21 protein-coding genes are annotated in these 18,189 nt (G+C 71.7%); 13 read left to right on the top strand and 8 right to left on the bottom strand.

The features are described 5' to 3' along the window. Positions 1-214: 214 nt before the first annotated feature. The 6 genes from OG490_RS17230 (at position 215) to OG490_RS17205 (ending at position 4,716) form a co-directional block, all read left to right on the top strand. Positions 215-880: an RsiG family protein gene (locus OG490_RS17230; RefSeq protein WP_330297190.1), complete on the top strand. Its 666-nt coding sequence runs from the start codon at positions 215-217 to the stop codon at positions 878-880. A gap of 53 nt (positions 881-933) precedes the next feature. Further along, complete coding sequence (locus tag OG490_RS17225; RefSeq protein ID WP_330297189.1) at positions 934-2,199, top strand: GNAT family N-acetyltransferase; 1,266 nt, start codon at positions 934-936, stop codon at positions 2,197-2,199. 68 nt (positions 2,200-2,267) lie between these two features. Beyond that, positions 2,268-3,026 (top strand): putative protein N(5)-glutamine methyltransferase, encoded by a 759-nt coding sequence (locus OG490_RS17220; protein ID WP_443065832.1) that lies wholly within the window; start codon positions 2,268-2,270, stop codon positions 3,024-3,026. A gap of 145 nt (positions 3,027-3,171) precedes the next feature. Continuing rightward, positions 3,172-3,615, top strand: a complete 444-nt coding sequence (locus tag OG490_RS17215; protein WP_330297187.1) for a helix-turn-helix domain-containing protein — start codon at positions 3,172-3,174, stop codon at positions 3,613-3,615. Between the two features lie 25 nt (positions 3,616-3,640). After that, positions 3,641-4,216: a hypothetical protein gene (locus OG490_RS17210; RefSeq protein WP_330297186.1), complete on the top strand. Its 576-nt coding sequence runs from the start codon at positions 3,641-3,643 to the stop codon at positions 4,214-4,216. 155 nt (positions 4,217-4,371) lie between these two features. Continuing rightward, positions 4,372-4,716: a DUF2516 family protein gene (locus tag OG490_RS17205; protein WP_330297185.1), complete on the top strand. Its 345-nt coding sequence runs from the start codon at positions 4,372-4,374 to the stop codon at positions 4,714-4,716. A 31-nt stretch (positions 4,717-4,747) separates the two neighbouring features. On the opposite strand, the gene OG490_RS17200 is transcribed toward OG490_RS17205, so the two are convergent. From OG490_RS17200 to OG490_RS17190, 3 genes are all read right to left on the bottom strand, one after another. Continuing rightward, positions 4,748-6,040: a PP2C family protein-serine/threonine phosphatase gene (locus tag OG490_RS17200; protein ID WP_330297184.1), complete on the bottom strand. Its 1,293-nt coding sequence runs from the start codon at positions 6,038-6,040 to the stop codon at positions 4,748-4,750. Between the two features lie 429 nt (positions 6,041-6,469). After that, positions 6,470-7,519: a C40 family peptidase gene (locus OG490_RS17195; protein ID WP_330297183.1), complete on the bottom strand. Its 1,050-nt coding sequence runs from the start codon at positions 7,517-7,519 to the stop codon at positions 6,470-6,472. A gap of 164 nt (positions 7,520-7,683) precedes the next feature. Next, entirely contained in the window at positions 7,684-8,505 is an 822-nt protein-coding gene (locus tag OG490_RS17190) for a class I SAM-dependent methyltransferase (RefSeq protein WP_330297182.1), read from the bottom strand. Between the two features lie 164 nt (positions 8,506-8,669). Here OG490_RS17190 and mshA point away from each other — a divergent pair, with 164 nt between their 5' ends. Continuing rightward, positions 8,670-10,052, top strand: coding sequence for a D-inositol-3-phosphate glycosyltransferase (mshA, locus tag OG490_RS17185; RefSeq protein ID WP_443065831.1), 1,383 nt, complete (start codon positions 8,670-8,672; stop codon positions 10,050-10,052). Further along, complete coding sequence (locus OG490_RS17180) at positions 10,045-10,539, top strand: YbjN domain-containing protein (protein ID WP_330297181.1); 495 nt, start codon at positions 10,045-10,047, stop codon at positions 10,537-10,539. Before mshA ends, OG490_RS17180 begins: the two co-directional genes overlap by 8 nt. Here the strand turns inward: OG490_RS17180 and OG490_RS17175 are convergent. Next, positions 10,526-11,839, bottom strand: a complete 1,314-nt coding sequence (locus OG490_RS17175; RefSeq protein WP_330297180.1) for an MDR family MFS transporter — start codon at positions 11,837-11,839, stop codon at positions 10,526-10,528. The genes OG490_RS17180 and OG490_RS17175 overlap by 14 nt on opposite strands. Before the next feature lie 217 nt (positions 11,840-12,056). On the opposite strand from OG490_RS17175, the gene OG490_RS17170 reads away from it, so the two are divergent. The 3 genes from OG490_RS17170 (at position 12,057) to OG490_RS17160 (ending at position 13,610) form a co-directional block, all read left to right on the top strand. Beyond that, positions 12,057-12,815, top strand: a complete 759-nt coding sequence (locus OG490_RS17170) for a phosphoglyceromutase (RefSeq protein ID WP_330297179.1) — start codon at positions 12,057-12,059, stop codon at positions 12,813-12,815. A gap of 110 nt (positions 12,816-12,925) precedes the next feature. After that, the gene (locus tag OG490_RS17165) at positions 12,926-13,408 is read left to right on the top strand and encodes a hypothetical protein (protein ID WP_330297178.1); all 483 of its coding nucleotides are present in this window, start codon (positions 12,926-12,928) and stop codon (positions 13,406-13,408) included. Between the two features lie 13 nt (positions 13,409-13,421). Then, on the top strand, positions 13,422-13,610 hold the full coding sequence (locus tag OG490_RS17160) for a hypothetical protein (RefSeq protein WP_330297177.1): 189 nt from the start codon (positions 13,422-13,424) through the stop codon (positions 13,608-13,610). 128 nt (positions 13,611-13,738) lie between these two features. Here OG490_RS17160 and OG490_RS17155 read toward each other — a convergent pair whose 3' ends face one another. Beyond that, on the bottom strand, positions 13,739-13,891 hold the full coding sequence (locus OG490_RS17155; RefSeq protein ID WP_330297176.1) for a hypothetical protein: 153 nt from the start codon (positions 13,889-13,891) through the stop codon (positions 13,739-13,741). Positions 13,892-14,035: 144 nt separating this feature from the next. Next, positions 14,036-14,713, bottom strand: a complete 678-nt coding sequence (phoU, locus tag OG490_RS17150; protein ID WP_112449136.1) for a phosphate signaling complex protein PhoU — start codon at positions 14,711-14,713, stop codon at positions 14,036-14,038. 214 nt (positions 14,714-14,927) lie between these two features. On the opposite strand from phoU, the gene OG490_RS17145 reads away from it, so the two are divergent. After that, complete coding sequence (locus tag OG490_RS17145; protein ID WP_330297175.1) at positions 14,928-16,172, top strand: sensor histidine kinase; 1,245 nt, start codon at positions 14,928-14,930, stop codon at positions 16,170-16,172. Then, positions 16,169-16,849 carry a response regulator transcription factor gene (locus OG490_RS17140; protein WP_007265514.1) on the top strand — a complete coding sequence of 227 codons (681 nt, stop codon included), beginning with the start codon at positions 16,169-16,171 and terminating at the stop codon, positions 16,847-16,849. Before OG490_RS17145 ends, OG490_RS17140 begins: the two co-directional genes overlap by 4 nt. Before the next feature lie 103 nt (positions 16,850-16,952). On the opposite strand, the gene OG490_RS17135 is transcribed toward OG490_RS17140, so the two are convergent. Together OG490_RS17135 and OG490_RS17130 are read right to left on the bottom strand one after the other, a co-directional pair. Further along, a complete protein-coding gene (locus tag OG490_RS17135) occupies positions 16,953-17,615 on the bottom strand; it encodes a DUF461 domain-containing protein (protein ID WP_330297174.1) in 663 nt (220 codons plus the stop codon). Between the two features lie 221 nt (positions 17,616-17,836). Further along, positions 17,837-17,980, bottom strand: a complete 144-nt coding sequence (locus tag OG490_RS17130; RefSeq protein ID WP_330297173.1) for a hypothetical protein — start codon at positions 17,978-17,980, stop codon at positions 17,837-17,839. Between the last annotated feature and the right edge of the window lie 209 nt (positions 17,981-18,189).

The following is an 18,189-nucleotide window of genomic DNA, read 5'->3' as shown; positions in this document are numbered from 1 at the left end:
ATTGAGACTGACGTCTTCGCGAAGTCCGGGGTGCCCTGCCAGCCCGCCGTTCACCCGTTCGAGGTATCCGATGGCCAATCAGAGGCAGAACGAATCAACCGTTGGCCCGTCCGGGGCCGATCGGGTGGAGTGGGACTGCATCGGCACCACGGAGAGTGGCACCATGCACGCAGGCGGTGCCCCCAGCACCGGTCGAGGGGACGGATACGAACGTATGAACATCTCTGGTACCTCCGCACCTGCACCCGCTGCACCCGCTGTGCCTGCCGCATCCGCCGCATCCGCCGGGTCCGTCGCGTCCGTCGCGTCCGTCGCGTCCGCGGACAGCGCGGACCTGCCCGTGCTGCGCCCGCCCGCGCAGCGCACGGGCACCGGATCCGGCCCCGGATCCGGAGAGGCCGCGGCCACGCCGAACACCGCGCTGGGCCTGCCGGAGCTGCGCGCGCTGCGCCGCGACGCGCAGCGCGACGAGGCCGACCTGAGCTACGTACGGCGCCTGCTCCAGGGCCGCATCGACATCCTGCGCGCCGAGCTCGCGCGGCGTACGGATCCCGAGGCGCCGGTGGTGGACCGGCTGTCGGAGATCCTCGCGGACGCCCCGTCCAGCCGCAGCGCCTCCGCCCGGCACGTCACGCTGGGCACCCCGCACGGGGAGGAGTACCGGCTGCTGGCCGCCGAGATGCTGTCCAACGTGGAGCTCTCCGACCTCGGCGCCCGCACCGACGGGGAACTCCACGAGGGCCTGGCCCGGCTGGTGCGCTACGAACAGCAGGTCTCGCGGCGCCGCCAGCAGCTCCAGCGCACGGTCGACGACTGCAGCACGGAGATCACCCGGCGCTACCGGGACGGCGAGGCACAGGTCGACGACCTGCTCGCCTGAGCGGACGGAAATCCGGGCGACGGGGGCGGGTTCGCCGATTAGCGTGGCCTGTTATGAGTGCTGACGTCCGGCCCATCACCGAATCCGAAGTCTCCGACTGGCTGGGGGCGCTGAACACCGGGTTCCTGCGCCCCGGCCGCCCGACCGCCGAAGACGTGGCGCAGTGCGTCGCGAACGAGGCCCCGGGCCTCGCCCGGCACCTGGGCGCCTTCGACCCCCGGACCGGCCGGTGCGTGGCCACCTTCCGGTCCTTCGCGCAGGAACTGACGGTGCCGGGCGGGGCGTTCGTCCCGGTGAGCGCCGTCTCGAACGTGACCGTGCTGCCCACGCACCGCCGCCAGGGGCTGCTGACCCGGATGATGGCCGTCGAACTGGCCGAGGCCAAGGCGCGCGGCGACGTCCTGGCGATGCTGATCGCCGCCGAGTACCCGATCTACGGGCGGTACGGGTACGGGCCCGCGACCTCCGTCTCGGAATGGGAGATCGACGTACCGCGCACCGGACTCGACGCGCAGCGGCCGACGGTGTCCGGTGGGGACGCGGGCGGGCGGATCGACCTGGTGGACGTGGCCGGGGTGCGGGAGGTGGGTCCGGCGCTGCACGAGCGGGTGCGCGCGGCCACGCCCGGCGCGATCCGCCGCGACGAGCGCTGGTGGCGGCTGACCACCGGGGCCGAGGAGTGGTCGTTCCGCCCGTACAAGGAGAAGTTCCACGCGGTGTACCGGACCGCGGAGGGCGAGGTGGCCGGACTGGTCACCTACTCCACGGACGAGAACTGGACGGACGCCAAGGTCCCCCTGAACACCGTGCAGGTCAGGAACTTCCTCGCCGTCACCCCGGAAGCGGAGCGGGCGCTGTGGCACTTCCTGTGCTCCATCGACTGGGTGCTCAAGGTCCGCACCGGCTTCCGCGCCCCCGACGACCTCGTCGCCCGGCTGCTGCCCGACGTGCGCGCCGCCCGGGTGCTGACGGCCGCGGACTGGCTGTGGGTGCGGCTGCTGGACGTCGTACGGGCCCTGCGCGCGAGGACGTACGCCGTGCCGGGGATCCTCGTACTGGAGGTCACCGACCGGGCGGGACTGGCGGACGGCCGCTACCGGCTGGACGCGGGCGCGGGGGACTGCGTACGGACGGACGAGCCGGCCGATCTGCGCCTCGACGTGAGCACGCTGGGGGCGCTGTACCTCGGCGAGGAGTCGGCGGTGCGGCTGGCGGCGCTCGGCGAGATCACCGAGCTCGGGGGATCCACCGGGGCGCTGGCGCTGGCGGACGCGGTGTTCCGCACGCCGCGCCGTCCCTGGTGCCCGGACGTCTTCTGAGCGGGCGGCGCCGCGGGGGGTCGAGACTTATGGCTGGATGCGACAAGGCCACGGAGGCAATGGGCGAGATGGCAACACTGGTGGAACTCCTGCGCGCGGCCGGCTGCGTCTTCGCGGAGGAGGAGGCGGAGCTGCTGACGGCGGCCGCCGAGGACGAGGCGCACCTGGCGGCCCTGGTGGCCCGGCGGGTGGCGGGGGAGCCGCTGGAACACGTCGTCGGCTGGGCGGAGTTCTGCGGTCTGCGCATGGAGGTCGGCGAGGGTGCCTTCGTGCCGCGCAGGCGCAGCGAGTTCCTGGCCCGGGAGGCGGTGGCGCTGGCCCGCCCCGGCGCGGTGGTCGTGGACCTGTGCTGCGGGGTCGGAGCGCTGGGCGCGGCGGTGGCCGCGCAGGTTCCGGGCGCCGAACTGCACGCGGCGGACATCGACCCGGCCGCGCTGGCGTACGCCCGCCGCAACGTGGCCCCGTACGGCGGGCAGGTCTGGGAGGGCGACCTGTACTCCCCGCTTCCCGCCTCGCTGCGGGGCCGGGTGGACATCCTGGTGGTCAACGCCCCCTACGTGCCGACCTCCGAGATCGGCCTGCTCCCGGCGGAGGCCCGCGAACACGAACCGTCCGTCTCCCTCGACGGCGGCACGGACGGCCTGGACATCCACCGCCGGGTGGCGGCGGGCGCCCTGCCCTGGCTCGCCCCGGGCGGCCGCCTCCTGATCGAGACGAGCACCCGCCAGTCCCCGGTCACGGCGTCGGCCCTGACGGCGCAGGGCCTGGCGGTCCGGGCGGTCACCTCGGAGGAGTACTACGCGACGGTGGTCATCGCAACGGCGTAGCCCGCGGGGCGCGGCCGCGAGTGGAGGTTACGGAGGGAGGGGACGACCTGGTCATGGTCGTCCCCTCCCTCTGGACCCGCGCACAGGTGGGAGTTATTGCAAGCAGCTGCTTGCAATAGTTAGCAAGGTGCGGCAGGATCGGGGCATGGCATCGCTCAACGTCGGAAACCTCGGCGAATACCTGCGTGAGCAACGGCGGCAGGCGCAGCTTTCGCTGCGGCAGCTGGCCGATGCGGCGGGGGTGTCGAATCCGTACCTCAGTCAGATCGAGCGCGGGCTGCGCAAGCCGTCCGCGGACATCCTGCAGCAGCTCGCCAAGGCACTGCGGATCTCCGCGGAGACGCTGTACGTGCAGGCCGGGATCCTGGACGAGCGGGACCGCGACGAGGTGGAGACGAGGGCCGCGATCCTCGCCGATCCGTCGATCAGCGAGCAGCAGAAGAACGTGCTGCTCCAGGTCTACGAGTCCTTCCGCAAGGAGAACGCCGCCGCGGCGGAGGCACAGGCCGGGGCACAGGCCGAGGCCGCTGCCGGAGCAGGCGCCGATGTCGATGCCGATTCGCATGCAGAGACGCACCATACGAACTGAGACTGTGATCCGGGAGGACCAGCACATGGCCATCGCCGATGACCTGAAGAAGACCCTCACCGACCCGACCCCGCTCTACTTCGCCGCCGGCACCGCCGACCTCGCCGTGCAGCAGGCCAAGAAGGTGCCCGGTCTCATCGAGCAGCTGCGCGCCGAGGCCCCCGGCCGCATCGAGGCCGTGCGCAACACCGACCCGAAGGTCGTGCAGGAGAAGGCCAAGGAGGCCCAGGAGGCGGTCAGCGCCAAGGTCGCCGAGGTGCTCGGATCGATCGACCCGAAGAAGCTCGGGGAGACCGCCCAGGACCTGGCGCTGCGCGGCGTCGGCGTGGCCGCCGAGTACGCGGTCAAGGCCAAGGAGGCCTACGACAAGGTCGCCGAGCACGGCGAGCAGGCCGTGCGCGCCTGGCGCGGCGAGGTCGCCGAGGAGATCGTCGACATCGCGGTCGTCGTGGAGCCGGAGACCGAGGCCGGGACCGAGGCCGGGACCGAGGGCGAGGTGGCGGCCGAGCCGGCCACCGCCGAGCAGGCCCCGGCGAAGAAGCCCGCCGCGCGCAAGGCCACGGCCAAGAAGGCCGCCGCCGCGTCGGCGGACGAGAGCTGAGAACGCCCGGGAACACCGCGGCGGACCGGGCACCCGAGGGGTGTCCGGTCCGTTGGTGTTTGCGAAGAGGGCTCTGCCGGTAGCGTGGAGGCAGGGCGGCATACGGCATCCGGCTGCGGCGTGCAGCGTGTGAAGCATGAGAAGGCGGTCAGGCGATGTTGATGAACGGTTTCGATAACGGAGTGCTCCCGTTGCTCGGGTTCGCCATGCTCGGGCTCGCCGTCGTGGCCTTCGTGTTCGCGCTGATGGCGCGCGAGGACGCGTACCGGGCGGCCGACAAGCAGACCAAGACCTTCTGGCTGGTCATCCTCGGGATCACCGTCCTCGTGGACTTCTTCCTCGGCATGCTCTTCCTGGAGATCGCCGGCCTCGTCGCCAGCATCGTGTTCTTCGTCGACGTGCGCCCCGCCCTCAAGCAGGTGTCGGGCGGCGGTGGCGGGCGGCGCAGCGGTGGCAGCAGCAGCGACGGGCCGTACGGGCCCTACAACGGCGGACGGTAGGCGGTAGACGTCTCAGGCTGCTTCGCGCGTCTCAGGCTTCGCTGCGTGAAAGCAGGACGACGGCCACGTCGTCCGTCAGTTCCCCGCCGTTGAGGCGGCGGGCCTCGGTGACCGAGGCCTCCAGCAGGCCTTCGCCGCTGAGCCCGGAGTCCAGGTGGCGGTTGATCATCTCGACCATGCCGTCCTGCCCGAGGCGTTCCTTGCCCTTGCCGATCCGGCCCTCGATCAGCCCGTCGGTGTAGAGCATCAGGCTCCACGAGCCGCCCAGTTCGACCTGGCGGCGGGGCCAGCGGGCCCGGGGCAGCAGGCCGAGCGCCGGGCCGCTGTCCTCGTACGGGAGCAGTCGCGCGGGGCGGCCCGGCCGGGAAATCAGGGGCGCCGGATGGCCCGCCAGGCACAGGCCCGCGCGGCGGCCGTCCGGGGCGATGTCCACCGTGCACAGGGTCGCGAAGATCTCCTCGTTGGGCCGCTCGACTTCGAGCACCTCCTGGAGGGTGGCCAGCAGGTCGTCGCCGCACAGTCCGGCCAGCGTCAGCGCGCGCCAGGCGATGCGCAGCTCGACGCCGAGGGCGGCCTCGTCGGGGCCGTGGCCGCAGACGTCGCCGATCATCGCGTGGACGGTGCCGTCGGGGGTGCGGACGGTGTCGTAGAAGTCCCCGCCGAGCAGTGCGCGGCTGCGGCCGGGGCGGTAGCGGGCGGCGAAGCGGAGGTCGGAGCCCTCCAGGAGCGGGTGCGGGAGCAGGCCGCGCTCCAGTCGGGCGTTCTCCTGGGCCCGCAGTTTCGATTCTGCAAGCTTGTACTGGGCGATGTCGGCCCGCTTGCGCTCCACCGCGTAGCGGATGGCGCGGCTGAGGAGCCGTCCGTCGAGCTCGTCGCGGAAGAGGAAGTCCTGGGCCCCTACGCGTACGGCCTCCGCGGCGCGCTCCGCGTCCTCCTCGGAGGTGAGGACCAGGACGGCGTGCCGGGGCGCGATGCGGAGCACCTGGCGGAGCGCGGCGAGGGGGTCGACGGGGTCGCTGCTGCCCGACCCCGACCCCGAGCCGGTGGCGCCGTGGGGGAGGGCGAGGTCGAGGAGGACGCAGTTCACGTCCGGGGTGAGCAGGCGGGTGGCCTCGGTGAGGTTGCGGGCGCTGCGCAGCCGGATGCGGTGGCCGTCGACGTCGAGGATCTCGGGGACGGTGAGGCCGCCTGCGGGGTCGTCCTCGATCACCAGCAGGGTGAGGGAGGCCTGGCCGTAGAGGCTGCCGGTGCCGGGGCCGCCTTCGGCGGGCGAGGTGTCCCTCTGCCGCGGCACGGGTGCGGGCGTGGGTACGGGTGCGGGCATCGTCTCCGGTTCCTTCCCGACCCTTGGGGTGCGCTCGTCCGGGCGACCCTAGCGGGCGGGATGGTGCGAGCGGAATGGCGGGCCCGGTGCGTGGCTCTGTCATATGCGGTTATCGCGGGGGAAAGTCCGCGTCGCCGAATGACCAACGTCACGGCGGTGGCGGTGGGCGTCCCGCCCAGCGAGACGTCGCCGCGGGCCGGGGCCGGGGCCCGGCCGTGGGCCGTCCGCCGCCGACGGTCCCCTGCGCGCCGACGGCCGACAGCCGCCAGCGCGCCGCCCCTGGTCCGCCCTGCCCGCTGCGGTCCGCCAGCAGCCCGCAGCGGTCCCTCCCGCAGCCCGCAGCCCGCAGCGCCCCGCCCTGCCCGCCGCCCGCAGGGGCCGCGCGGCCGGGCCGGGCCTACCCGGCCGGGCCTACGCGTCCGGCCGGGCCTACGCGTCCGGCCGGACCACGGCCTTGATGGGCATGGAGCCCGCGCCCGTCATGGTGACGTTGCGGCCGGGTCGGGGGGCGTGGATGATCGCGCCGTCGCCGACGTACATGCCGACGTGGGTCGCGTCGTCGAAGTAGATGATCAGGTCGCCCGGGCGCATGTCCTTGATCGCCACCTTCGGCAGCCCCAGCTGTTCCTGCGAGGTGCGCGGGATCGTCTTGCCCGCGGCCCGCCAGGCCTGGGAGGTCAGGCCGGAGCAGTCGTAGGAATCCGGGCCCACCGCGCCCCACACGTACGGCTTGCCGATCTGCGCGGCCGCGAAGGCCACGGCCTTCTTGCCGGCCTCAGAGGTGGCCGCGCCCGTGGCGTCCTTCAGCGCGCCGGAGGACAGCCACGCCGTCTGCGCCTTGTACTGGGCTTCCTGCTCCAGCTGGAGCAGCTTGGCCTTCTGCTCGGCCTCCAGCTTGCTCTCCAGCTCCTCCGCGGCCTTGATCTTCTGCTCGATCTCCTTCTTGGAGGCCTCCTGCTTGACCCGGTTGGCCTCCAGGGTCTCCCAGTGCGCGCTCGCGTCCTTCGCGTACTGCCGCAAGTCGCTCTGGGTCCGGTTCAGTTCGGAGAGCAGGTCCGAGGTGGCCTTCTCGCCCTGGCGCAGCCGGTCCGCCCCGTCCAGGAACTGCACGGGGTTGTTGCTCAGGGCCAGTTGGGCGCTCGGCGGCAGCCCGCCCGAGCGGTACTGGGCGCGGGCGGCCGCGCCCGCGCGGCTCTTGAGGGTCTCGATGCGGTCGTTGCCGGCGACGACCAGCTTCGCGATCTCGACGATCTTCGCGGACTGTGTCCTGGTCTCGCTCTCCGCGAGGTTGTAGGCGTCCGTGGCGGTGCCGGCCTGGCGATAGAGGTCCTCTATCTCCTTGCGGACCTGCTCCAGGGACTTGCCCGCCTGCGGCTCGGGCGCCGCGAACGCCGTGCCGCCCGCGAGGCCGGGCGCGGTCAGCAGTGCCATCGCGCACAGCAGAGTGAGGGCGATCGAACCCCGCCGCTGCTTCCTCATGGTCCCCCCAGACACCGGAATGATTAATCGTCAGTAACTTGTCACTGCCTTCGGGATGGTGCCATGAGTCGGTGAATTCCAACACCCTTGTGGATATCCACCCGATCCGTCCCCGTCACCCCCCCCGGACACCACGGACCCCGCCGACACCCACCCCCACCACTTCATCCCACCGGCCTCAACGCTTCCCACCGCACCGTGAGTTCCCCCTGGCGCCACCGGACCGGGCCGTCCGCGAGCGGCCAGTCCCCGGACAGCGCCCGCGCCGTCCGGATCCAGCGCTGCCGCGCCCCGTACGAGGCGTAGGGCGCGGCCGCCGCCCACGCCCGGTCGAAGTCGCGCAGGAACGCGTGCACCGGCTCGCCCGGAACGTTCCGGTGGATCAGCGCCTTCGGCAGCCGTTCCGCCAGGTCCGAGGGGCGCTCCAGGGAGCCGAGCCGGGTCGCGAAGGTCACCGTGCGCGCCCCCTCGGGCCCCAGTGCGACCCATACGTGGCGCCGCCCGATCTCGTCGCAGGTCCCCTCGACCAGCAGCCCGTCCGGGGCCAGCCGGGAACACAAGCGCTCCCAGACCTCCGCGACCTGCTGCTCGTCGTACTGGCGCAGTACGTTCGCCGCGCGGATCAGCGTCGGCCGGACCCCGCCGTCCAGGGGCACCTCGAAGCCGCCGTGCCGGAAGCTCAGGCCCTCCCGCTCGTACGGCTTCGCGCCCGCGACCCGCGCCGGTTCGATCTCGATGCCGACCACCCGCACCCGCGGAGCCGCCTCCCGCAGCCGCGCCAGCAGTTCCACCGCGGTCCAGGGCGCGGCCCCGTAGCCGAGGTCCACCGCCACGGGGGCGTCCGCGCGCCGCAGTACCGCCCCGTGCGTGGCCGCGATCCAGCGGTCCATGCGGCGCAGGCGGTTGGGGTTCGTCGTGCCGCGCGTCACCGTGCCGACGGGGCGGCGCGGGGGAGGGGAAGCGGACGGGGTGGAGCGGGAGGCCATGTGCAGAGAGTAAGCGGAGGGCTCCCGCCCGATAAATATCCGGCAAACGGGTCAGGAAAACCGCCGTCCCCGGAATGCGGGACGCAGCCATCCGGGTTGCACTCCTAGAAGAGCGCCGACCGCGCTCCCCGCGCCATGCCGTCCGAGCGAGAGGAACTGCTCCCTTGAGTCAGTACGTGTCCCGCATCGGCGGCCGGCTCGCCGCGGCCGCGGGCCGCTCCGCCACCCGCCACGACCCGCCGCGCCTGCGCCTGCCCGCCGCCGTCGGCGGCCACCGCAAGCCGCGCCGCGTCGCCATGCTCAGCGTGCACACCTCGCCGCTGCACCAGCCCGGCACGGGCGACGCCGGCGGTATGAACGTGTACATCGTCGAGCTCGCCAAGCGCCTCGCCGCGATCAACATCGAGGTCGAGATCTTCACCCGGGCCACCACCGGCGGCCTGCCGCCCGTGGTCGAGCTCGCGCCCGGAGTCCTCGTACGGCACGTGGACGCGGGCCCGTACGAGGGCCTCGCCAAGGAGGAGCTGCCGGCCCAGCTGTGCGCCTTCACCCATGGCGTGATGCAGGCGTGGGCCCGCCACCGCCCCGGCTACTACGACCTCGTCCACTCCCACTACTGGCTCTCCGGCCACGTCGGCTGGCTCGCCGCCGAACGCTGGGGCGTCCCCCTCGTGCACGCCATGCACACCATGGCCAAGGTCAAGAACGCCGCGCTCGCCGAGGGCGACACCCCCGAGCCCGCCGCCCGCGTCATCGGCGAGACGCAGATCGTGGCCGCCGCCGACCGCCTCATCGCGAACACCGCGGAGGAGGCCGACGAGCTCGTCCGCTACTACGAGGCCGACCCCGGCAAGGTCGCCGTCGTCCACCCCGGCGTGAACCTCGACCGTTTCACCGTCGCAGACGGCCGAGCCGCCGCCCGCGCCCGCCTCGGGCTGCCGCAGGACGCCGTCATCCCGCTCTTCGCGGGCCGCATCCAGCCGCTCAAGGCCCCCGACATCCTGCTGCGCGCCGTCGCCGAGCTGGTGGACCGGGATCCGGCCCTGCGCAGCCGCCTCTTCGTGCCGGTCGTCGGCGGGCCCAGCGGCAGCGGGCTCGCGAAGCCGGAGGGGCTGCAGAAGCTCGCCGCGAAGCTCGGCATCACCGACCTCGTGCACTTCCACCCGCCGGTGGCGCAGGACGCGCTCGCGGACTGGTTCCGGGCGGCGTCCGTGCTGGTCATGCCCTCCTACAGCGAGTCCTTCGGGCTCGTCGCCATAGAGGCCCAGGCCACCGGCACTCCCGTACTGGCGGCCGCCGTCGGCGGGCTGCCGGTCGCCGTCAACGACGGGGTGACGGGCATCCTCGTACCCGGGCACGATCCGGTGGACTACGCCCGTGAGCTACGGCGCTTCGTGCAGGAGCCCGGCCTCTCGGACCGGATGGGCGCGGCGGCGGCGCGGCACGCGCAGTTCTTCGGCTGGGACACCGCCGCGAGCGGCACGGCGGACGTCTACACCGCGGCCATGCACGATCACCGCCGTCACGTACGCTCCCACCATGGCTGACGCTGAAACCGACCCCGCCGCGATCGTCGAGGCGGCCCTGACCGGCGCGGAACTGAGCTGGGAGAACCCCTCGCCCGGCTCCTACGTCGTCCAGCTCCCCGGCACCCGCAAGCTCAGCACCACCTGCTCGCTCAAGGTCGGCAAGCACTCCCTGTCGGTCAACGCCTTCGTGATCCGCCACCCGGACGAGAACGAGGCGGGCGTCCACCGCTGGCTGCTGGAGCGCAACCTCAAGCTGTACGGCCTGTCCTACGCGGTCGACGCGCTCGGCGACGTCTACCTGACGGCCCGCCTCCCCCTGTCCGTGATCACCCCGGACGATCTGGACCGGCTGCTCGGCACGGTCCTGGAGGCGGCGGACGGCGCCTTCAACACCTTGCTGGAGCTGGGCTTCGCCAGTGCCATCCGGCGGGAGTACGAGTGGCGGGTCTCGCGGGGCGAACCGACCTACAACCTGGACGCCTTCAAACACCTCACGCGGCCGTAGGCGCGGCGGCCGGCTGCTCAGGGGCCGGCTGCTCGGAGGCCGGAGCCTCCGCAACCTCGGCCTGAGCAACCTCAGCCTCCGCAACCTCGGCATCCCCCTCGGAGAGCCCCCGCATCAGCAGCCAGTAGCCCGCCGCCGCCATCGTGCCCAGCACCGCCGTCGAGCCCCAGAGCCAGGCCGCGCCGAAGTGCTGGATCGCGAAGCCCGCCATCAGCGGGGCGACCAGCGAGGCCACCGCCCAGGACAGCGTGTACATGCCCTGGTAGCGGCCGCGCCCGTGCAGCGGGGAGAGCCGCGCGACCAGGCCCATCTGGGTCGGAGAGTTGACGATCTCGGCCAGCGTCCACACGCAGACGGTCAGCGCCAGGCTCCACACCGAACCGCCGAAGGCCGTCAGCCCGAACCCGTACCCGGCCAGCAGCGCCGAGACCACCAGCAGCTTCTGCGGATCGCGGTGCTCGATGAACCGGGTGACCGGGATCTGCAGCAGCACGATCAGTACGCCGTTGACGCCGATGACCAGGCCGTAGTCGGCGGTGGAGAAACCTGCCGCGCCCATCGCGAGCGGCAGCCCGAACGACCCCTGCATGAAGATCAGCGAGATCAGGAACGACAGCCCGACCACACCCATGAACCGCCCGTCGCGCAGCACCGTGCCGAGCCCGACCTCCGGCTCGGCGGCGGCCTTCTCCGCCTCGGTCCGCACCGGCCGCGACTCGGGCAGCTTGACGTACACGAGCACCGCGCACACCAGGGTCATGGCGGCCTCGCCGAGGAACCCGGCCAGGTAGCTGTACTCGGCGACGAAGCCCGCCACCGTCGCACTGACGGCGAACCCGAGGTTGATGGCCCAGTAGTTCAGCGCGAAGGCCCGTACCCGGTCCTCGGGGCGGACGATGTCCGCCATCATCGCCTGCACCGCGGGGCGCGAGGCGTTCGAGGTCATGCCGACCAGCAGCGCCACCGCCGCGATCGCCGCCGGGTGTTCCATGAACCCGAGCAGCGCCACCGAGAACGCGGTCGAGGCCTGCGCCGCCATCAGCGTGGGACGGCGGCCGAGCCGGTCCGTCAGCACGCCCGCGACGATCGAGGACACCACACCGCCGAGACCGTGGAGCGCCACCACAAGTCCCACGAACGAGGCCGAATAGCCCCGTTCCAGGGTCAGGTACAACGTCATGAATGTGGCGACGAAGGCCCCGAGCCGGTTGACCAGCGTGCTCGTCCACAGCCACCAGAACTCGCGCGGCAGACCGGACACGCTCTCGCGCGCGGCCCTTCTCAAACTGGCAGCAGACATAAGGAGTCCCCCCGGCGGTGTAAGTGTCCCTCTAGCCATTCGGACCCTACGGACGCGTGCCCTCCAGGGCCACTGGATTGACGGCCGCCGTCAATCGGGACCCTCGCCGCACCCCTCCGGGACCTTTGCCGCACCCCTCCGGGACCCTTGCGCGGGCCCTCCACGCGCCGTACACACCGCGCGCGAGCGGCCGGGTGTGTCCATTAGGCTCGTACGCATGGCCGACGCACCGTACAAGCTGATCCTCCTCCGCCACGGCGAGAGCGAATGGAACGCGAAGAACCTGTTCACCGGCTGGGTGGACGTCAATCTCAACGAGAAGGGCGAGAAGGAGGCGGTCCGCGGCGGTGAGCTGCTCAAGGACGCCGGCCTGCTCCCCGACGTCGTGCACACCTCGCTCCAGAAGCGCGCGATCCGCACCGCGCAGATGGCGCTCGAGGCAGCCGACCGCCACTGGATCCCGGTCCACCGCTCCTGGCGCCTGAACGAGCGCCACTACGGCGCCCTGCAGGGCAAGGACAAGGCCCAGACCCTCGCCGAGTTCGGCGAGGAGCAGTTCATGCTGTGGCGCCGCTCGTACGACACCCCGCCGCCGGCCCTCGAAGACGGTACGGAGTTCTCGCAGTCCGAGGACCCGCGCTACGCCTCGATCCCGCCGGAGCTGCGCCCGCGGACCGAGTGCCTCAAGGACGTCGTCGTCCGCATGCTCCCGTACTGGTACGACTCGATCGTCCCCGACCTCCTCGACGGCCACACCGTCCTGGTCGCCGCGCACGGCAACTCCCTGCGCGCCCTGGTCAAGCACCTCGACGGCGTCTCCGACGCCGACATCGCGGGCCTGAACATCCCGACCGGCATCCCGCTCTCCTACGAGCTGGACGCCGACTTCAAGCCCCTCAACCCGGGCGGCACCTACCTCGACCCGGACGCCGCGGCGGCCGCCATCGAGGCCGTCAAGAACCAGGGCAAGAAGTAACCTTCGTCCACCAATCGCCCCCCATCCGCGGACCCTTCGCCGGTGGGGGGCTTTTCGTGGCCTCGCGGGTGGGTCTTGTGGGCGGGCCGGGGGCGTGGTCGGGTGGCGGGGTGGAAGCAATCATCGCCAGTGCGATCGCGGTTGTGGGGACGCTGCTCGGGTCGGGGGTGACCTTCGCCTTCCAGCAGCGGGTGGTGACGCGGGGGCAGGAGTTCACCCGGTCGGAGAAGCTGCGCCAGGAGCGGCTCGACGCCTACACCTCGTACGCCGGGGCGCTGGTGAACTTCCGGCGCACCCTCGTCCACCTGTGGTTCTGCACCACCGGTCAGCGCTCCGGGCGACCCTACGGGCCGTACGAGGACCCGGCCGTGGTCAAGGCACGCTCCTACGACCTGCGCTCCAGCGCCCAAGAGGCCCTCTTCCGGCTGCAGATGCTCACCGCCGACGAGGCCCTGAGCACCCGGGCGCAGGCGCTGCTCTCCGAGATCTCCGTGGTGCACCGGACGGAGAGCCGGGCGGAGTTCCAGACCCGCCGCGACCGCACCCGCCAGGGCATATCCGACCTGGTCACCGCCGCCAAGCGGCAGCTTTGAGAGGAACAGGGACATGAGCCGTCGGCGCTACGTGGCCAGGGGAGTGCCCGGTGGCTACCGGATCTGGGACAGCACGGGGCGGCGCTGGTGGGGCGACCACTACGAGCTGTGCCCGGACGGCCTGCTGACGGAACTGAACGGCGGGGCCGACCCGGTCAAGCTGACGGTGCTCCTCAAGCGCTACAGGGCCCTGAAGCGGTGAACCCTTCCGGGCAGCACCTCCAGGCCGTCTCTTCCGGATCTTGCCGGGAACGGTGCGAAGGGCCCCGGCCGACGGTGGGTCGGCGGGGCCCATCGGGTACCTCGGGTGCGTCGAACGGGCGGAGGCGGTCAGCCGCCGCACTGGCAGGGGGCGCCGGACTGGCAGCCGCAGCCGCAGCCCGAGCCGCAGCCGCAGGCCGCCAGCAGCGGGAGCCGCAGGACTTCCGTCGGCTGGGGCTGTGCTTCCGCTCCCGGCGTGATGGGGACGGGGGAATCGGGCATGGATCCTCCTCGTAGGCGTTGTGCCTTCGACCTCATTCATGCCCAGCCGAACCCTTGCGTCAACGGCGCATTGGGGGCTCGTTGTTGATCCCGGACATCAAGGCCGACGCCGACCGGTCCCGCCCGATCCGGCCCCGTCGCGGCTCAGACGCCTTCGACCTGCGTCGGCGGCTGGAGCTCGTCCGCGTGCTCGCCCGTCACCAGGTAGACGACGCGCTTGGCGACCGATACCGCGTGGTCCGCGAAGCGCTCGTAGTAGCGGCCCAGCAGCGTCACGTCGACCGCCGTCTCGATGCCGTGCTTCCAGCGGTCGTCCATCAGGTGCTGGAACAGCGTGCGGTGCAGCTGGTCCATCTCGTCGTCGTCCTGCTCCAGCTGGAGCGCCAGGTCGACGTCCTTCGTGATGATGACCTCGGCGGCCTTCGCCATCAGGCGCTGCGCCAGCTGTCCCATCTCCAGGATGGTGGCGTGCAGGTCGCGCGGGACCGCGGTGTCCGGGAACCGCAGCCGGGCGAGCTTGGCCACGTGCTGGGCCAGGTCGCCGGAGCGCTCCAGGTCCGCGCTCATGCGCAGCGAGGTGACGACGATGCGCAGGTCGGTGGCGACCGGCTGCTGGCGCGCGAGCAGCGCGATGGCACGGGCCTCCAGGTCGTGCTGGAGGTCGTCGACCTTCTGGTCCGCGGCGATGACGCTCTCGGCCAGCTTCAGGTCGGCGTCGAGCATGGAGGTCGTGGCCCGCCCGATGGCGGAACCGACCAGCCGGGCCATCTCGACCAGGCCTTCTCCGATCGAGTCCAGTTCCTCGTGGTACGCGTCACGCATGTCTCGTGTCCCTCTCTCGACCTACTACTGCGGTACTGCCCGGTGGGGGCCGGGGCGGCCTGGCCCCACGTTTACACGTTGACCCCCGAACGCGACCGACTCCGGCATCACAAGTGAATCAACCCCGTCGTCAGGGTGAACTCTGGGCGACGAGTGTTCGAGCTGCCACCCGAACGGCTGTGGAAGTGTCCTCGCGCCTGCTTAACCTGGAGTCATGGACGTGAACGCGGCGGTCGCCGCAGCTGCAGCGATTGCCGGTCTTTGTACCGGCGTCATCGCGATGCTGGCGTTCCGCTGGAGCGAGCGCGACCAAGCCCGCCCCACCCGGAGCTCCATGCGCCCCGACATCAATGCGGTGCTCCCACCCGGTGTGGACACCGTGCTTTCCGTACTGCGCTCCTCCGCCGTGGTCCTCGACGAGGGCGACGCGGTGGTCAAGGCCAGCTCGGCGGCATATGCCCTCGGCCTGGTCCGCGGCGGAAAACTGGCCGTGGAACCCATGCTCCACATGGCCCGCGACACCCGTCGCGACGGGGAGATACGCCAGGTCGAGCTGGACCTGCCCCGACGCGGCACCGGCCGCGGCGAAGCCCTCGCCGTCTCGGCACGCGTCGCCCCGCTCGGCTCCCGCCTGGTGCTCCTCCTGGTCGAGGACCTCACCGAGGCCCGCCGCATCGAGGCCGTGCGCCGCGACTTCGTCGCCAACGTGTCGCACGAGCTCAAGACCCCGGTGGGCGCGATCTCGCTGCTCTCCGAGGCCGTCATGGACGCCTCCGACGACCCCGAAGCGGTCCACCGCTTCGCGGGCCGCATGCAGATCGAGGCCACCCGCCTGATCAACCTCGTACAGGAGCTCATCGACCTCTCCCGGGTACAGAACGACGACCCCCTGGAGGACGCCGAGCCGGTACGGGTGGACACGCTCGTGGCCGAGGCCATAGACCGCTGCCGCCACACGGCGTCGGCGAAACAGATCACCATGGCCGCCGGCGGCACCGCCGACCTGCGGGTATGGGGAAACCGGGGGCAGCTCGCGGCCGCCCTCGGAAACCTGGTCGAGAACGCCGTCAACTACAGCCCCGCCCGGACCCGCGTCGGCATCGCCGCGCGCCGGGTCACCGCGCCGGGTGGAGACTTGATCGAGATAGCCGTGACCGACCAGGGCATCGGCATCCCGGAAAAGGACCGCGAGCGCATCTTCGAACGCTTCTACCGCGTGGACCCCGCCCGCTCCCGTGCCACGGGAGGAACCGGTCTGGGCCTCGCGATCGTGAAGCACGTAGCGGCTTCGCACGGCGGGGAGGTGTCGGTATGGAGCTCGGAGGGCCAGGGTTCCACTTTCACCCTGCGACTCCCCGAAGCGGCCGCGCCGACCCCGGCGACGGCTTCCGCACCCGCTCATCCCCAGCTCGAACCTCAAACCGCACCAGCCATTCCTGCCCCGGAGGTCCTTCCGTGACCCGAGTGCTTGTCGTCGAGGATGAGGAATCCTTCAGCGACGCCCTGTCCTACATGCTCCGCAAGGAGGGCTTCGAGGTCGCGATCGCCGCGACCGGGCCCGACGGGCTCGACGAGTTCGAGCGCAACGGCGCCGACCTCGTCCTCCTCGACCTGATGCTCCCCGGCCTGCCCGGCACGGAGGTCTGCCGCCAGCTGCGCGGCCGCTCCAACGTCCCCGTGATCATGGTGACGGCCAAAGACAGCGAGATCGACAAGGTCGTCGGGCTGGAGATAGGAGCCGACGACTACGTCACGAAGCCCTTCTCCTCGCGGGAGCTGGTCGCCCGCATCCGTGCGGTCCTGCGCCGCCGCGGCGAGCCGGAAGAGGTCACCCCGGCCGCGCTGGAGGCCGGACCCGTACGGATGGACGTCGACCGCCACGTGGTCACCGTCGCCGGAGCCAAGGTGGACCTCCCGCTCAAGGAGTTCGACCTGCTCGAGATGCTGCTGCGCAACGCGGGCCGCGTACTGACCCGCATGCAGCTCATCGACCGGGTCTGGGGCGCCGACTACGTCGGTGACACCAAGACCCTCGACGTCCACGTGAAGCGCCTGCGCGCCAAGATCGAGCCGGACCCCGGTGCGCCCCGCTACCTGGTCACGGTCCGCGGCCTCGGCTACAAGTTCGAGCCGTAAACCGGCCCGGCCCGGAACACAAGAACGGCCCCCGTCCGCATCGAGCGGACGGGGGCCGTTCCCTTGTTCCTGCTGCTGTTCCTCTACGTTCTCCCGCGCTCGGTCAGTGACCGGCGCTGGAGGACGGGGACCCCGACGGGGTGCCCGCGGGGGAGCCGGAGGGGCTGCCCGACGGGGTGGTCGAGGGCGAGCCCGAGGGGCTGCCGGACGGGCTGCCGGACGGGGTCGCGCCCGCGGCCGGGGCGTCCGTCGGGCCGAAGCCCGCGTACATGCCGACGGCCGGGACGACGAAGGCCTGGAGCGCCACGTCACCCTCGGTGCTCAGCTTGAAGACGACCTTCTGCACGTTGCCGTCCTCGACGGCCTCGCGGCCGTTCGCGATGGAGGCCGAAGCGTTGCCCTTGCCGCCCAGGACGACGGAGCCGCCGGCCGGGACGACGACCTTGGACGCGCCGCTCGCGGGCGTCAGCACGATGGCGCCCTTGGCACCCTGGAGGGTGACGCCGTCGAGGGTCTGGTCCTTGGTGCCGGAGTTGAAGAGGGTCGCCGAGATGGCGGCCGAGCCCTTCTTATCCTTCTTGTCCTTCTTGTCCTGGGTGATCACCAGGGCGTTCTGGATCCTGATGTCGCCCTTGGTGATGGCGGCGTTGTCCGGCTTGACCTGGAGGGTCTGCGCGTCGTGGCCTGCACCACACGCGGCCAGCGAGGCGATCGAGAACACGACGGCGGTGGCGGCGAGGGCGCCGCGTCGAAGGCTGCGGCTCACGGCGGAGGCATCTCCTTGGACGTACGAAGCGGAAAGGTGGACGCTCGGAGCAGCCGAAGTAAAGCCGCTCTAAGGGTGTGTCAGCGGGCTTAGGTTACCGAGCCGCCGCCCCGCCCCCGCACCCGACCCTCCGCAGTGAGGGGGCGGCCCTGTCCGGGCGTCACCCCGGCCGCGCCGCGCGCGGACGATCAGTGGACGATCGGCGGGCGGGCGCCAGTGGATCAGTGCCCGATCGCCGGGTGGATCACCAGCTGGATCACCAGGGCGATCGGTCGCGCATCGGCCGACCGATCAGTCGGGCGATCTTCCATTCGGATAAGGCCCGCCGGCGGCCCGTTGATCAATTCCGGGATTCCTTCGAACACCGCTCGGTGATCAAATTGCGGATTGGGCCGGAACGGGACCGTACGGGTGGCCGCCAGTCGAACGGAGTAGTTCGGTTTCCTGCCCCGGAAACCGGCAAAACAGGACGTACATCACACCGGCGGGGTCCTCGGGCAGGTGTAACGTAGCCGTTTCGCCCGGTCCGCACAGAGCCTCCGACCTGCGAATACCCCCTTCCGGAAGCCTCCCG

This window comes from Streptomyces sp. NBC_00503, assembly GCF_036346895.1.
In the GTDB taxonomy this organism is placed as follows: Bacteria; Actinomycetota; Actinomycetes; order Streptomycetales; family Streptomycetaceae; genus Streptomyces.
The sequence above is the reverse complement of the archived record's forward strand: the minus strand, read 5'-3'. Positions and strand labels throughout refer to the sequence as shown.

What these genes read in the sequence shown, in the direction of transcription:
- OG490_RS17230 (WP_330297190.1), top strand. Translation starts at nt 215, where the DNA reads ATGAACATCTCTGGTACCTCCGCACCTGCACCCGCTGCACCCGCTGTG.
- OG490_RS17225 (WP_330297189.1), top strand. Translation starts at nt 934, where the DNA reads ATGAGTGCTGACGTCCGGCCCATCACCGAATCCGAAGTCTCCGACTGG.
- OG490_RS17220 (WP_443065832.1), top strand. Translation starts at nt 2,268, where the DNA reads ATGGCAACACTGGTGGAACTCCTGCGCGCGGCCGGCTGCGTCTTCGCG.
- OG490_RS17215 (WP_330297187.1), top strand. Translation starts at nt 3,172, where the DNA reads ATGGCATCGCTCAACGTCGGAAACCTCGGCGAATACCTGCGTGAGCAA.
- OG490_RS17210 (WP_330297186.1), top strand. Translation starts at nt 3,641, where the DNA reads ATGGCCATCGCCGATGACCTGAAGAAGACCCTCACCGACCCGACCCCG.
- OG490_RS17205 (WP_330297185.1), top strand. Translation starts at nt 4,372, where the DNA reads ATGTTGATGAACGGTTTCGATAACGGAGTGCTCCCGTTGCTCGGGTTC.
- OG490_RS17200 (WP_330297184.1), bottom strand. Translation starts at nt 6,040, where the DNA reads ATGCCCGCACCCGTACCCACGCCCGCACCCGTGCCGCGGCAGAGGGAC.
- OG490_RS17195 (WP_330297183.1), bottom strand. Translation starts at nt 7,519, where the DNA reads ATGAGGAAGCAGCGGCGGGGTTCGATCGCCCTCACTCTGCTGTGCGCG.
- OG490_RS17190 (WP_330297182.1), bottom strand. Translation starts at nt 8,505, where the DNA reads ATGGCCTCCCGCTCCACCCCGTCCGCTTCCCCTCCCCCGCGCCGCCCC.
- OG490_RS17180 (WP_330297181.1), top strand. Translation starts at nt 10,045, where the DNA reads ATGGCTGACGCTGAAACCGACCCCGCCGCGATCGTCGAGGCGGCCCTG.
- OG490_RS17175 (WP_330297180.1), bottom strand. Translation starts at nt 11,839, where the DNA reads ATGTCTGCTGCCAGTTTGAGAAGGGCCGCGCGCGAGAGCGTGTCCGGT.
- OG490_RS17170 (WP_330297179.1), top strand. Translation starts at nt 12,057, where the DNA reads ATGGCCGACGCACCGTACAAGCTGATCCTCCTCCGCCACGGCGAGAGC.
- OG490_RS17160 (WP_330297177.1), top strand. Translation starts at nt 13,422, where the DNA reads ATGAGCCGTCGGCGCTACGTGGCCAGGGGAGTGCCCGGTGGCTACCGG.
- OG490_RS17155 (WP_330297176.1), bottom strand. Translation starts at nt 13,891, where the DNA reads ATGCCCGATTCCCCCGTCCCCATCACGCCGGGAGCGGAAGCACAGCCC.
- phoU (WP_112449136.1), bottom strand. Translation starts at nt 14,713, where the DNA reads ATGCGTGACGCGTACCACGAGGAACTGGACTCGATCGGAGAAGGCCTG.
- OG490_RS17145 (WP_330297175.1), top strand. Translation starts at nt 14,928, where the DNA reads ATGGACGTGAACGCGGCGGTCGCCGCAGCTGCAGCGATTGCCGGTCTT.